This is a genomic window from Levilactobacillus parabrevis (genome assembly GCF_044051715.1).
Lineage (GTDB): Bacteria > Bacillota > Bacilli > Lactobacillales > Lactobacillaceae > Levilactobacillus > Levilactobacillus parabrevis.
Genome location: NZ_CP168688.1, coordinates 1,854,109 through 1,868,028, shown reverse-complemented (window position 1 = coordinate 1,868,028; position 13,920 = coordinate 1,854,109). Strand labels below are relative to the sequence as shown.

Here is a 13,920-nt window from a genome sequence, read left to right as displayed (position 1 = left end):
AGTCTACTGGCAGGCAAAAACTAAGCCTGAGGTATAAGCAATGACGCCTATACCTCAGGCTTAGTTTTTAAATTAGTGGCGTTTCTGATGGAACCAGAGACCACTAGCCGTGATTAACAGAGCGATTCCAGCAATGGTTAGAATCCAACTGCTAGTCTTGCGTTCCCCAGTTTGTGGCAACTTGCCACCCACGTAGGTCTTGCCCGCGGCTACACTTGGCTTAACGTTTCCAGCAGCTTGAGTCCCAGTCCCTGAACCATAGCTATTGGTTGCGGCGCCATTGCTTGATCCGGAGATGTTACTACCAGCACCGCCAATCGTGACGTTGCCACTGCCTTGGTTAGAACCAGGGTGGTGGGTGATTGGCTTAGTCGGAATCATTGGCTTGTTTGGCTTTACAGGTTTTACGGGCTTCACAGGCTTTACTGGTTTCGTTGGCTTTGGCGGCTTGACGGAAGGGGTTGGCTCTGGCGTTGGTTCCGTTGTCCCAGGATTTTCTGGGTTGGTTGGCGTCGTGATTGGTGGCGTTGTCGTCCCAGGATTCCCAGGATTCCCAGGATTCTCAGGGTTCTCAGGATTTTCTGGATTCGTCGGTGGTGTGGTTGTCCCGGGTTCTTCGGGGCCTGCAATGCCGGGTGATTTGATATCCACAGCGGCAACACTGACTTCAGCAGCAGAACCTGCTTTGATCTCAAACGGAATTGGCGTCTGATCCAGCTCATAGCCCTCGGGTGCTTTAATCTCAATGAATTGATAGTTACCAGCGGCTAGTCCACCGTAAGTGATGGTGCCCTCGGCGTCTGTCGTCTTAGTCGCAATGACGTTGCCAGTAGCGGCATCCCGGATTTCGTAGACGGCGCCAGCCAAGGCATTACCGGTGGCTTTGTCGGTCTTCGTTAGCTTGACGACACCAGAGTCGCCTTCTTCGGAGCCACCATCGCTGCCATTATCACCGTTACCGGTACCACTACCGCCCCAAACGATTTGCGAGCCAACGGTTTGACCGTTTAAAGTGGCGTTGTTCTTCCAAGCACCACCGGTTCCCGAGATATCTGGCTTGGTGTGGTAAGTCATGTTAACCGCAGTCGTTACGTCATCAAAGGTGAAGATGACGGTGCTGTTGCTGGCTTCGACACTAGGCGTGATGGAGCCGCCGTCACCGGCGAAGCTACCCGTATTGTCGAACTTCCCAGTTTGCGCGTGGACGCTCCCGGGAACGTAGGTCTGACCAGGACCCAGGTTATCGGTGATCACGGTTTGCCCTAAATGGGTACTGTTAGGGTTGAACGCAATATTCCAGGTGAGCAATGCTGGCGATCCATCCGAATTACGTTCAGCAACCCAACCGATCTTGTTGATTCCCCAATCGAGGCCGACGTTGGCATTTTCTTCCGTCCCTTTGACGTAGAAATGCAGTTCACCATTGCGGTTAGTCGCGGTACTGGACAGCGTATCGTTGAAGGTGATGGTCCCAGTGTTTTCACCTTCCTTGATTGAAAATGTCCCGATCTTACGGCCACTATCATCGTAGAGTGGGAAGGTGACATCCCGCCGACCCACAGCAGTATGAGGGAAAGTAACGGTTGCCGTATCGCCATCTTGGATGGTTACGCCATCAGGAATGCCCCACTTGTAGTCAAGCGAGTAGGTATCCCACTTACTGAGGTCACTACCGTTGGGAATGACCTTACCATTGACGTCCGTAATAACCGCATCGTTTTCACCTAAACCGGAGACGTCGATATTCTTGGCGTGAGCAGTGACTGAGCTAACACCGATACCCCCGATAAAGAAAATGAAAATGGCTATCAGGATGCCAATGATTATATTGGCTTTCTTTCTTTGCATCGTAATCCTCCTCCAATCCACTAGTGTTTGCAGTCCACTGGTTGATCAAATATCAATCAGAATAACTGCTAGTGTTGGAAATACTTTATTTAAGACATTTCATCCACTGCTCTGTATTTACTATAGTGACAATCTGAGAGAGTAGGGCATCTGTGAGAAAAAAAGAGTGGGGTTGAAGTAAGATTGCAGCGTAACCGCCATTTAATGTTGTTATTCAGTTGAATTTATCAAAATAATCGTGCCACTAACGTTGATGCTAAGCGATTTGATGGACATTTTAATTAACGGATTAAAGGTTGCAAACGGAAAAGGTTCTGGTAGAATTTAGGCAATAAAAAACGCCATTCCGTGGAATGACGTGGTGAGGCTGAATTAAAATGTGTCACCGTCTAGCTTGAACAGGTGGGGCTTGCCGTAGAACCAACCCTGACGCAGATCGAGTTCCAGATCGTCGGCCATGTCGCCTTCTGCCTGGTTCTCGACACCTTCAAGAATCAACCGTAACTTGTATTGCTTGGCAATCTTCTTCCAGAACTTTAAGTTTTCTGGAATTTCATCTTCGCGGCCTTCTTGCCGGAAGTTTTGCATGGCAAATTTAATTTCGCTCGCGTAGGACAAGATGGGTTCCAAATGGTCGTACGTATTGACACCGGTACCAATATCGTCCAAGCTTAATTGAATGCCGTGCTCGTCAAAGTAGCGGACTTGGTCAATGATTTGCTTGTTCGTGACCTTCTTATCCGTCACTTCTTCAGTAACCTCGAGTACCAAATTAACGGGATAAATTTGAACCTGTGCCTTGATGATGGCTTGAGCAATGGTTGGATCGATGAATTGCCGTTGATTAACGTTAAATGATACGGAGCCAATCTTTAACATTAGTTTTTGGGCGGTCCGTGCGATCAGGTCGGCCTGGATGTCGATCGGAATCGATTCGAAGTTGTGCGGGAGGACCCATTTGCCGTCAACTTGCTGCCGAATCAGCAATTCATAGCCGATGAGCGAGTTGTTTAAAACGTCTAATTGGGGCTGTAAAAAATAGCGATACATAATCTCGTGATCCTCCTTTTTTAGTCTGTCTGCTTCCATCATACTTTATTTGAAGGAAATAGAATAGGGGTTTTACAAAAAGAAGGGAAACGGTGCCTGAAATTTTGGTGTTACAGGTTAACTTATTGGAGTGACAAAGAGCTATGGCATTATCAAGCAGTTTGGATTATAGTAAGACTAGTATATTATTTCATATTATTGGCAATGTTATTTAGTGATTACTGACGTGACATGAATAACGCTTCCCATCGTGGGAAATTACCGAATAGCAAGGAGATTGATCAGATGACTTGGTCAGTTTGGTTAGTACCACCAATGATCACTAGTATCTTTTTCGTTTTAGGTGTGATCACCCTGTACTGGTCAATTTTAAATTGGGTGACGGCTAAGGCGGAGTCACAGAACAAACCAGTTAACATTAAAAATATTCGGGTCGCCGTGGGGACAACATGTGCGGTCGTTTCAGTCTTTGCGCTTCAACTCATCGTGCGCGATAGTCAGTTGTCGTGGACGTTTACCAACTTTCAATTAATTTTATTGATTTTTGTCGCATACTTCTTGCAGGTGCGCATTCCCTATTGGTTAATTGTATTAGCTGGGATTGCGTTCATGCTCCTCAATGGTAATATTAGCCAACCCCTGTCATGGGTCTATACGGGCTTATTTGTAGTCTTCTACGTTTTTTCTTACGTACAGAGTACCCACTTGTGGCGTTGGCCGTTTACGCGTTACGCGACCGTCGCTTTAGGTTTTGCATTACCGCTGTGGTATTTGGTCAAAGTGCGGTTTAACCTCTCTTGGAGCACGTATGCCGAAGAGATGATTAACTATATGATCCTGGTGTCGCTGATGTACGGCTACTTTAAGATTCAGGATAAGGATCGCCGGATCAAGGATCGGCTGTTCCAATCGGCCAACTGGGATGCATTGACTAAAGTCCAGAACTTCGCCGCCTATGATCGGGCAATCGGCTATGAATTTCGGCGGAGTGCGGGTCACGATACGGATCTGTCGATGGTGATGTTTGATATCGACCACTTCAAGTGCGTTAACGATACGTATGGTCATCTTGCGGGGGATGAAGTGCTCAAGCGGGTTGCCAGTACCGTGGCTAGCACATTGAAAGCCATTGACCCTAAAGTTGTCCTGTATCGAACCGGTGGGGAAGAGTTCAACATTATTTTTCGGGAGATTGTAAAATATAACCGAACACTTGTAGACAAAAAAGCCCATAGAGGCCTTTAATAGAATTACCACAACACTATCAAAGGAGAACCTCTATGAGTAAGTCTACTTTATCATTTCAAGAACGAGCTGTCATCCAAGATTGGCATGATTCCGCAAAATCACTGCGATCAATTGCGCGACACCTTAATCGGAGCGTCTCGACCATCTCTTATGAACTACATCGTTTACGGGACCAGCCATACTCTGCTACGGCGGCTCAGAATCAAACAACTTCGCGTCGCACTCAGCGGGGAAGAAAAACCAACTTGACCGCAAATCTCAATGATTTTATTACTGAGGGGATTCGTGTACGGCATCTCTCTTTTGCACAAATTGCACAATTAACCGGTGAGGCTAAGCGAAACTTCTATAATTGGTTAGCTCAGGGCCGCTTAGAAATCACCTCTGAGGAGTTGCCTGATAGAGCTATTCGTTACCAGCGTAGCCATGAAACTCGCGGTAAGGCTGCTTGTGGTCGATCAATTGAAGAGCGAACTAACAACGGTCGCAAGACGATTGGTCAGTTCGAGGCGGACACTGTTCTATCCGGGAAAAAGAAAGGTCAAGCTTTGGCCACAGTGGTTGACCGCGCCTCACGTTTAACCATCACTCGCCGTTTATCTGGACGCGATAGTGGTGCGATGAAAGCTGTATTAGTGGATATTGCTAGCTTGTTGGGAGATAACTTTAAAACCGTTACGGTCGATCATGGTAAGGAATTCGCCAAATATCAAGAATTCGAAGACGAAACGGGCAAGCTTATGTACTTTGCGCATGCCTATTCTCCTCATGAACGTGGAACTAATGAGCAACGAAACAAAATATTACGGCGTTTTGTTCCTAAAGGGCGGCCCATCGAAGATATTACTGATGAAGAACTGGTCGATATCAATTGGAAAATGAACACCATGCCATTAGAATGCTTGAATTGGCGTACACCATTAGAGGTCTTCTGGGAACAGATGAGGTTCTAATAAGTGTTCGGATAATTCTTGCAATCTCCCTTTCCCAATTATGATGTAGACCAGACCAGGGAAGTTGCCCAGCAAGTCTTCGATGCCGTGAAGAATCTGACCATTTCCTACAATGATGTGGATATCAACGTGACCATCTCCGTAGGGGTCTCCGCGTTGAGCGTGAAGGACAGCAACCCCTTGGACTTTTACAAGCGTGTCGATGCTAACTTATACCATTCGAAACAAAACGGCCGGCAGCAGATTACGGTTGGCTAATTTTTGGTTAAACTGAGCGCGAATTCGTGAAAACTAGGCGGCTATCGTGTAAAATGGTCTTCTAGTCATGGCAGGTTCATGACGGATTGGAGCGATCACCGTGATTTTATTATTACTTTTGTTATTACTGCTATTCCCGCTGTTGCGACTGATGTTCGGCTTGGCAGGCTGGCTATTAGGTATCGTGGGAACGCTCATTATCGGGGCCATCGTCTTCGTTGCGTTTGCGGCATTCTTCCGCTTCTTCATCGTTGCTGCGTTGGTCATCGGTGGTGGCGTCTGGGCCTCACACGCCTTGTTCAGTTAGGCTAAGCCCCCAGCATCATCTAAATTTTATAAATTGAAAAGCGCTCAGAACACAATCGTTCTGGGCGTTTTGTCTATCTAAATGGGGTGCTGAGGGTATTAAAAAAAGCCGCGACGCTGGTCGGGGCTTTCTAGACGGTTCGCTATTCAAATGACATTTCTACGAGGTAGGTGTGTTCACTCGTGACGTAACCGGTGGTAATCCAGACTTGTTGGTAGTCGAGCTTTGAACTGTTTGTCCGTTCAAAGAAATCGTCCAGCAGGTCGCCGTTCTTGGCTAGGAAATCTGCACCCATGCGGTTGACCAGGAGGTTGTTCTCCGGGAAATAAATATCGGCGTTAGCCACTGGGACCGTATCGGGAACCCCGACGCTGACAACATTGCTGTTGGGTTGGGGGATAAAGTTAACCTTGTCTTGGTGTCGGTGAATGTATGATAAAACGTTATAGATCGAATCTGAGTTGCTCGCCACAGTTCTTTTCTCCCTTCGATGTCTATATTGTAACAAATATTTTCAGGTTTACCAGTGCTTCGCCAAGAGATAATCAGTTATTGCAAACGAATTTCAGGCGAGTATAATTATCGCATATGTAGTTTATACAGTTTCCAGAGAGCAAATAGAGAAAGAAGGCCAAAATTCAATGATGCGACTTGCCCGTAAACACTTGGACTGGTGGGCAGTGGTCCTTGCTGTGGGCTTTATGATCATTCAAGTTATCTGTGATCTTTCGTTGCCGACGTTAACCTCCGATATTATTGATAAAGGGATTGCGCAAAACGACATTGGTTACATCTGGCAGACCGGTGGTAAAATGCTCTTGCTGAGCTTTATCGGGGTGCTCGGGTCCGCAGGTAACGTTTACTATGCAGCGACCCAATCACAGAAGATGGGCCAACGAATTCGATCATCACTGTTTAAGAAAGTAACGTTTTCCTCGACCGAAGAGTTTGAAACGGTGGGGAATGCCTCACTGATTACGCGGACGACCAACGATGTGGTTCAGATTCAAAACGTCATGGTCCAAATGCTGCGGATGATGTTGATGGCACCAATCATGTTGATCGGAGCCGGGGTACTGGCCTACGTCAAGAGTCCTAAATTAACGCTGGTCTTCTTGGTGGCGTTACCGGTATTGGCTATCTTTACCGGTGCCATCATGTACTTTGCCGTGCCGTTATTTAAGAGCTTACAGAAGAAGATTGATCGGATTAACCTGACGTTCCGTGAAGGTCTGACTGGGGTCCGGGTCATCCGGGCCTTCAATCAAGATCAGTTTGAACAAGACCGGTTTGAAGGGGCTAACCAAGATTACACGCAGACCGGGATTAAAGTTTTCATGATTGTTTCCTTAATGTTCCCAATTATCACACTGATTATCAGTGGCACCAACATTGGTATCGTATGGTATGGGGGGCAATTGATTGCGAGTCAATCGATGGCCGTCGGGAACATGGTGGCGTTCATGACTTATGCCACGCAGATTCTGATTAGTTTTATGATGGTTTCCATGATCTTCGTCTTCGTTCCGCGGGCCCAGGCGTCCGCTGCACGGATCAACGAAGTCATGGACCTAAAGTCAAAGATCACCGATGCCGACCAACCCGCTAATTTAACGGATGAAGCCGCTAGTTTGACCTTTGATCACGTGAACTTCCGTTATACCGGTGCCGAGGAATTGGCATTGACTGACGTGAACTTTAGCGCAACGGCTGGCCAGACGGTGGCGATTATTGGGGGGACTGGTTCTGGGAAATCCACGCTGGTTAACCTGATTCCACGGTTGTTCGATCCCGAAAGCGGGCAAATTCGTCTGAACGGGACCGCACTGACCGCCGTGAGCCAACACGACATCCACGGGGCCATTTCGATTACCCAACAGAAGGCTGTGCTGTTCTCCGGAACAATTCGGAGCAACATGGTCTATGGGATGCCGGACGCGACTGACGAGCAAATTTGGCACGCCTTAGACGTGGCTCAGGCCAGCGACTTCGTTAAAGAAGAGGGTGGCCTGGACGCGACCGTTGAACAGGACGGGGATAACTTCTCCGGTGGGCAACGACAACGACTGGTCATTGCGCGGACCATTTTGAAGCCTGCCAGCGTCTACATCTTTGATGACTCGTTCTCAGCCTTGGACTTCAAGACTGATTCCTTACTGCGACAGGATCTGCGGAAGGATGAACAGGTTCAAAACGGGGTCACCGTCATTGTCGCGCAACGGGTTTCCACCGTTGCCGATGCTGACCTGATCTTAGTCATCGATGGTGGGAAGATCGTGGGTCAAGGCACGCACGATGAACTTAAGGCTACCAACAAAACGTACCAAGAAATTCTGGACTCACAACTCCGAAAGGGGGAAGTCGTCGATGCGTAATGGACGCGGATCCGCAACTAAACAGCGGCCACAAAGTTTCTGGGGCACGACGATTCGGCTCTTCCGTTATATGGGCCGCTGGATTCCAGGAATTGTGATTGTGTTGATTTTTGCCGCAATTGCCGTTATTTTACAAATTAAGACGCCTAAGATTTTAGGGAAAGCCACCACGGAACTCTTTAAAGGCGTGATGAAGGGCCAAGCTGAGTTGAAGGCGGGGTTGCCGATTCACAGCTTACCCGTGAACTTTGACAAAATTGGTCAAATTTTGCTGGTCGTGGGAATCATGTACGCCGCTGCCGCAGTCTTCAACGTGATCCAACAGGTTATCATGAACTGGATCGCGCAGAAGGTTGTGTACCAACTTCGGCGTGACTTGAAGCAGAAGATGCAACACCTGCCAATCGGTTACTACGATACTCATAGTAACGGGGACTTAATGTCCCGGATGGCTAACGATATGGATAACATCGGGGGCACACTGCAACAGACACTGTCGCAAATGGTGACGAGTGTTCTGACGTTCTTCGGGGTCCTTTACATGATGCTGACCATTAGTGGTTGGTTGACGTTAGTGGCCTTGATTTCAGTGCCACTGAGTCTGGTCGTTGTGATGATCGTCGCTCCCAAGTCCCAACGGTTCTTCGCCAGTCAACAGAAGAACTTGGGATTACTGAACGATACGGTTGAAGAGACTTACGCGGGTCATACCGTTGTGAAGACGTTCAATCGGGAACACGCCACACAGGAACAATTCGAAGAGCACAACCGGAAGTATTATCAATCTGCCTGGAAGGCGCAATTTGTTTCCAGTCTGATCTTCCCACTGATGAACTTCGTGAAGAACTTGGACTACCTGGCCGTTGCCGTTATTGGTGGGATTCAGGTTGCTAATGGGCAAGTTAGCTTGGGGAACGTGCAGGCTTTCCTGCAATATACCAACCAATTCTCCCAACCGATCACCCAGATGGCCAACCTGACCAACACGATTCAGGCGACGATTGCGTCTGCCGAACGGGTCTTTGCGGTCTTGGATGAAACCGATATGGATGAATCTGCCGATGCTGCCTTACCAGAGCACACGGCTGATGCGGGCAACGTCATTGAATTTGATAACGTGGCCTTCCAATACGATCCTAAGAACCCGCTGATTGAAGACTTCAATCTGAAGGTCAAACCGGGCGAAATGGTCGCGATTGTTGGGCCAACCGGTGCCGGGAAGACGACCATCATTAATTTGCTGGAACGTTTCTACGACGTGGGTTCTGGGCAGATCAAGTACCGTGGTGAAAATACCAATAGTGTTGCGCGGGCCGAATTGCGGAAACATTTCGCGATGGTGCTACAAGATACCTGGCTCTTCACCGGATCGATCTTCGATAACATTCGGTACGGTCGTGAGAACGCCACCGAGGAAGAAGTTTACGCGGCTGCTAAGGCAGCACACGCGGACACCTTCATCCGCCAGTTACCAGAGGGTTACGACACGGTGCTGAATGAAGCCGCAACGAACATTTCTCAAGGGCAACGGCAATTATTGACGATTGCGCGGGCCTTCGTAGCTGACCCAGATGTCTTAATTCTGGATGAAGCCACGAGTTCGGTTGATACCCGGACAGAAATGCTGATTCAACACGCGATGGAACGCTTATTGGCGGGCCGGACTAGTTTCGTGGTTGCGCACCGTTTGTCCACGATTCAAAACGCGGAGAACATTGTGGTCATGAATCACGGGCACATTGTTGAAACGGGGAACCACGACAGCTTGCTGGCGGCCGATGGTTTCTACGCCGACCTCTACAACAGCCAATTCGCCGGCAACAACTTGGCTTAACACCTAAGTTGTACGCCTGCGGCTGTCAGAGATTCTGCCTGCTGTGGGGACCGGTCCAAGCCAAGGCGCGGTCTTGGACCTCGACTTGAAACCGCAAAGTTCATGCGTTTTCAAGCTCGTCCCAGGGCCTAACCTGACTGAGAAACGTCAGCTAAGGCCCTCGTCACGGCTGGCGACATCTCTGACCTCCTCCGGCTAACATAGGTGTTTAGCGAGTGTTAGCCAGTTCAGGTGATGCCGAATATTTCGACCGGTGAATTAAATTTAAATTGAGAGGCCGTGGACAGCGATGTCTGCGGCCTCTTTTTTCGCTTGTTGTCAGACGAGTAGGGAAGCCAACCGTTAAGTTTTTATAATCCAGTGGCCGTGGTGGTCGGTTCCGGGGTAGAATGAATGCAGAGAGAAAGTTGAGGCGGTAGGAATGACGTATCCACAAACAAAAGCGGCGTTGCAGCGGTTGCTCACTGACGGGATCGTTCCCGGAGTTAGCTATGCCTTTATCGATGGCGATCGGGTCGAGACCGGTGAAATGGGGCAGGCGGCATTGGTGCCGCATCGTGAGGCTTTGCGGCCCGGAATGGTTTACGACGTGGCGTCGTTGACCAAGGTCGTGGGGACGCTGAGTGTGACGCTCCAACTCCTGGCGCAAGGGCGCTTGCGACTCACCGACCGGGTCAGTGACTGGTTACCGGCGTGGCAGGATCGGCGGGTGACAATTCGTCATCTGTTGACGCACACCTCCGGAATCATCGGCTATATCCCCAATCGTAATCAGTTGTCAGCGCCCGATTTGACGGCAGCACTCCTGCAACTGCACGTGGGGCCGACCTTCGACCGCAAGATGGTTTACGCCGACGTGAATTATATTTTCATGGGCTGGATCGTCGAACGGATACTTGGCGAGCCAATCCAGGTTGCCGCCCAACACCGTGTGTTGACGCCGTTGGGCATGGTGCACAGCACATTTACCCCGCAAGACGTTAGCCAATGCGTACCAACAGCAGTGACGCGTGAGCGCGGATTGATTCGCGGCACCGTTCACGATCCTAAAGGGTACGTGTTGCAGCGGCGTTGTGGGTCAGCCGGCTTATTTAGTACAGCCCAGGATTTGGCTACGTTCTGTCAGGCTTACCTGTATCCGGAAAAAGTGGCGGGGGTGTTGCCACCAACGTGGATTCATCGGTTGACGGCTGACTGGACGCCAAACGGTCAGGCCAACCGTTCACTAGGCTGGGCGTTGACCGCCTCACAGTGGCCGACTGCGCACCGAATCATTTGGCACTCAGGGTTTACGGGAACGTATCTGGTTATCGACCAGCAAGCCAAGCAGGCGATGGTCTTCCTGACCAATCGGGTCCATCCGGTGGCCCCAAATCTACCATACCTGGATCAGCGGAATGCCGTGATTGGTACTTATTTGGCTGAGAAGTAGGCAAAAGATTTGTCGCCTGCGGCTTCACTAGTTTTTAATTTACACAAAAGCTAAAGCAGAAGTTCCAATCAGACTAAGGTTAATCTCGAACTCTACAGGAGTTTCGTGGAAATAGATAGCTATTTGCTCATAGGAATCAAAAATTGCGTTGAACCAACGATGAACGTTGATGCAACGCAATTTTTATGTGTTATAGAATGAGTTGAAATACGATGACTCAATGCTACAAGTTAGTTGATGCGGCGGCTAAAACTAGTCTAGCCGGAGGAGGTCAGGGATGGCGCCAGCCGTGAAAACGGTGTTAGATCGGGTGCTTGATTCTTCCCGGTCTTACAGCGTGGGACGCGTTTGGAAACTCGCATGAACTTCGCGAGGTTCCAAACCGAGCTGGAAGCCCGTTTTTTGGCTGCAGGCGGTCCCCACAGCGGCAGAATCCCTGACAGCCGCAGGCGACATTTAACCGCGCTAGAAACTAGAAGGTTGCTGGAATTGGTAAAGCTTCCTGTTGGCTGAAATCAGCTTTGGGGAACTTGCGCTTGAGCGCAGCAATCAGCAAATGCTTAGCGATATCGCCGTTCCGCGTCAGAATTGGGCCGTGGAAGTAAGAACAGTAGACGTTCTTGTAAATCGCACCTTCCGTGCCATCTTCACCGTTATTGCCCTTACCACTGACGACGTTACCCAGTGGCCGTTCACCGGCCCCCAAGTAAGTCAGGCCTTGGTGATTCTCAAAACCGTGGTAGGTCTCACCAGTTTCCTGGTTCTTGATAACGATATCGCCGATAAAGCGATTGTGGTCCTGGGCTAACGTGTAGTGATCAAGGGCACCGATTCCCGGTAACTTTTCACCGTTGGCGCCGATGTAGTAGTGACCGAGCAGTTGAAAGCCACCACAGATGGCCAGAACGGGACCACCAGATTCGATGAACTTAGTGAGTTCGGCTTTCTTCGTTTGAATGTCTTGCGAGACGATGGTCTGCTCAAAGTCTTGGCCACCGCCGAAGAAGGCGAGGTCGTAGTCGGTGGATTGAAAATCCTCTTCCAGGCTGACGACCCTAACGTTTAAGTGAACGTCCATTTGTTTAGCGTAGTAGTTCAAAGCTAAAATATTTCCCACGTCACCATAGGTGTTCATGAGATTGCCGTACAGATGGGCCACGTTTAATTCGTAAGTCATACGCCCAATCCCTCCTTGATGTAGCCTTTTGTGGCTAGGATTTTTCGCATTTGTAGCATAGCCGTGTAGGTGGCGAGCACGTAGACTCGCTCCGTTGGGACCTGCTTGATCTCGTCGACGACCTTTTCCAAATTGGGTTCCACGATGTGTTTGTCATCGGGAATCCCAGCAACTTTCAGTCGGAAGGTGATGTCCTTGTAGCGTTCACCACCAGTGATCACAGCGGGAATGTCACGCTGTGTCAGCTGCTCGAAGTCGCCGTCCCAGATCCAACTGGTGTCGATTCCGTCGGCGTAGTTCGCGTTGAGCAGGCCAACTAGGGAGAACTTCTCCTTGTCGGTGCCAATCATGTGGAGCACTTGATCCAGTCCCACGGGGTTCTTGACCAGGATGATTGTAACCTGTTTACCATCGACATCGATGACTTCCTGGCGACCGAAGACTTGTTGGTTACCATTGAATGCTCGTGCAATCTGTGCTGGTGCAACCCCCATGAAACGGCCGACCGCGTATGCAGCCAGCGCGTTGTAGATGTTGTAGGTGCCCCCAACACCAATCTTGAAGGCGTGACCGTCGACTTCAAATTCGGAAGACGTTGGCGTTTGCTCGCCGAGCTTGGTCAAACGGTAGGTGAGTTCTGGTCGTTCAAAGCCACAGTTGGGGCAGAAGTACTTCCCTTGGTTACTGTAGGTCAATGAATGGTAGTGTAAGATGTGCTCACAGACCGGGCACAGTACGCCATCCGTGTTGGGCTTGGCTTTCATATCCTGGTCGGGTTGATCATCGAAGCCGTAGTATTCAATTGGGTTCGGTAATTCCTTAGAGTGGAAGATGGGGGAGTCACCGTTCGCGATGATCGTGGCATTGGGTGCCAGGGCAACCCCATCCAGAATCTTCTGATAGGTCGTGTAGATTTCCCCGTAACGATCCATTTGGTCCCGGAAGATATTGGTGAAGACGAACGCCTTGGGTTCGATGTACTGCGTGACCTTGATGACGTTGGCTTCATCGACTTCCAGTACAGCTAGGGGCCGACCAGTCTTGGGATGTTTAGCGTTCAAGAATGTCGTAACGATCCCTTGTTCCATGTTGGAACCGGTTGGGTTGGTCAGAATAGCTGGGTATTTTTGGTTGAGGACGGAGACCGTCAGCGCCGTCGTCAAGGTCTTTCCGTTGGTACCGGTGATGACGATGACGTCGTACTTAGCGCCCAGTGTCCGTAAAATGTTGGGGTCCAGCTTCAGCGTAATCTTACCGGGCAGAGAACTGCCCCCGTGAAGAAACGTGTGGAGAAACCAGTAAGAGGATTTCCCTGCGAAGGTGGCAAAGCCGCTTCTTAATGACATGGATATTTCGCTCCTTAATCGCGACAAGAATTTTTTAATGTCGGGTTCCTTAATATTCAAGCCTTAATTTTAGCATTCTTTTAGTGTTTAGG

The 13,920-nt window shown here is 49.4% G+C and carries 12 protein-coding genes; 7 read left to right on the top strand and 5 right to left on the bottom strand.

What is annotated here, in order from left to right; translation table 11 throughout:
• Positions 1 to 72 precede the first annotated feature (72 nt).
• Both ACEPSU_RS08870 and ACEPSU_RS08865 read right to left on the bottom strand, forming a co-directional pair.
• Positions 73 to 1,848 (bottom strand): SpaA isopeptide-forming pilin-related protein, encoded by a 1,776-nt coding sequence (locus tag ACEPSU_RS08870; RefSeq protein ID WP_395321159.1) that lies wholly within the window; start codon positions 1,846 to 1,848, stop codon positions 73 to 75.
• A 372-nt stretch (positions 1,849 to 2,220) separates the two neighbouring features.
• On the bottom strand, positions 2,221 to 2,898 hold the full coding sequence (locus ACEPSU_RS08865) for an EAL domain-containing protein (RefSeq protein WP_395321158.1): 678 nt from the start codon (positions 2,896 to 2,898) through the stop codon (positions 2,221 to 2,223).
• 285 nt (positions 2,899 to 3,183) lie between these two features.
• On the opposite strand from ACEPSU_RS08865, the gene ACEPSU_RS08860 reads away from it, so the two are divergent.
• The 4 genes from ACEPSU_RS08860 to ACEPSU_RS08845 all read left to right on the top strand — a co-directional run bounded on the left by ACEPSU_RS08860 (position 3,184) and on the right by ACEPSU_RS08845 (position 5,664).
• Complete coding sequence (locus tag ACEPSU_RS08860; RefSeq protein ID WP_395321156.1) at positions 3,184 to 4,143, top strand: GGDEF domain-containing protein; 960 nt, start codon at positions 3,184 to 3,186, stop codon at positions 4,141 to 4,143.
• A 35-nt stretch (positions 4,144 to 4,178) separates the two neighbouring features.
• Positions 4,179 to 5,099, top strand: coding sequence for an IS30 family transposase (locus tag ACEPSU_RS08855; RefSeq protein WP_056944246.1), 921 nt, complete (start codon positions 4,179 to 4,181; stop codon positions 5,097 to 5,099).
• Positions 5,100 to 5,117: 18 nt separating this feature from the next.
• Entirely contained in the window at positions 5,118 to 5,357 is a 240-nt protein-coding gene (locus tag ACEPSU_RS08850; protein WP_395321155.1) for a GGDEF domain-containing protein, read from the top strand.
• Between the two features lie 100 nt (positions 5,358 to 5,457).
• Positions 5,458 to 5,664, top strand: a complete 207-nt coding sequence (locus ACEPSU_RS08845; protein ID WP_020090428.1) for a hypothetical protein — start codon at positions 5,458 to 5,460, stop codon at positions 5,662 to 5,664.
• A gap of 142 nt (positions 5,665 to 5,806) precedes the next feature.
• Here ACEPSU_RS08845 and ACEPSU_RS08840 read toward each other — a convergent pair whose 3' ends face one another.
• Positions 5,807 to 6,136 carry a hypothetical protein gene (locus ACEPSU_RS08840; protein ID WP_020090429.1) on the bottom strand — a complete coding sequence of 110 codons (330 nt, stop codon included), beginning with the start codon at positions 6,134 to 6,136 and terminating at the stop codon, positions 5,807 to 5,809.
• Positions 6,137 to 6,305: 169 nt separating this feature from the next.
• Between ACEPSU_RS08840 and ACEPSU_RS08835 the strand changes: the two genes are divergently transcribed.
• The 3 genes from ACEPSU_RS08835 to ACEPSU_RS08825 all read left to right on the top strand — a co-directional run bounded on the left by ACEPSU_RS08835 (position 6,306) and on the right by ACEPSU_RS08825 (position 11,305).
• Positions 6,306 to 8,039: an ABC transporter ATP-binding protein gene (locus tag ACEPSU_RS08835; protein ID WP_395323355.1), complete on the top strand. Its 1,734-nt coding sequence runs from the start codon at positions 6,306 to 6,308 to the stop codon at positions 8,037 to 8,039.
• Entirely contained in the window at positions 8,032 to 9,873 is a 1,842-nt protein-coding gene (locus ACEPSU_RS08830; RefSeq protein WP_260340239.1) for an ABC transporter ATP-binding protein, read from the top strand. The genes ACEPSU_RS08835 and ACEPSU_RS08830 overlap by 8 nt, the downstream gene beginning before the upstream one ends.
• 421 nt (positions 9,874 to 10,294) lie before the next feature.
• Positions 10,295 to 11,305: a serine hydrolase domain-containing protein gene (locus ACEPSU_RS08825; protein WP_395323353.1), complete on the top strand. Its 1,011-nt coding sequence runs from the start codon at positions 10,295 to 10,297 to the stop codon at positions 11,303 to 11,305.
• Positions 11,306 to 11,777: 472 nt separating this feature from the next.
• Here ACEPSU_RS08825 and ACEPSU_RS08820 read toward each other — a convergent pair whose 3' ends face one another.
• Together ACEPSU_RS08820 and ACEPSU_RS08815 are read right to left on the bottom strand one after the other, a co-directional pair.
• Positions 11,778 to 12,482, bottom strand: a complete 705-nt coding sequence (locus ACEPSU_RS08820; protein WP_395321149.1) for a type 1 glutamine amidotransferase — start codon at positions 12,480 to 12,482, stop codon at positions 11,778 to 11,780.
• Positions 12,479 to 13,828 (bottom strand): MurT ligase domain-containing protein, encoded by a 1,350-nt coding sequence (locus ACEPSU_RS08815; protein WP_395321147.1) that lies wholly within the window; start codon positions 13,826 to 13,828, stop codon positions 12,479 to 12,481. Before ACEPSU_RS08815 ends, ACEPSU_RS08820 begins: the two co-directional genes overlap by 4 nt.
• Positions 13,829 to 13,920 lie beyond the last annotated feature (92 nt).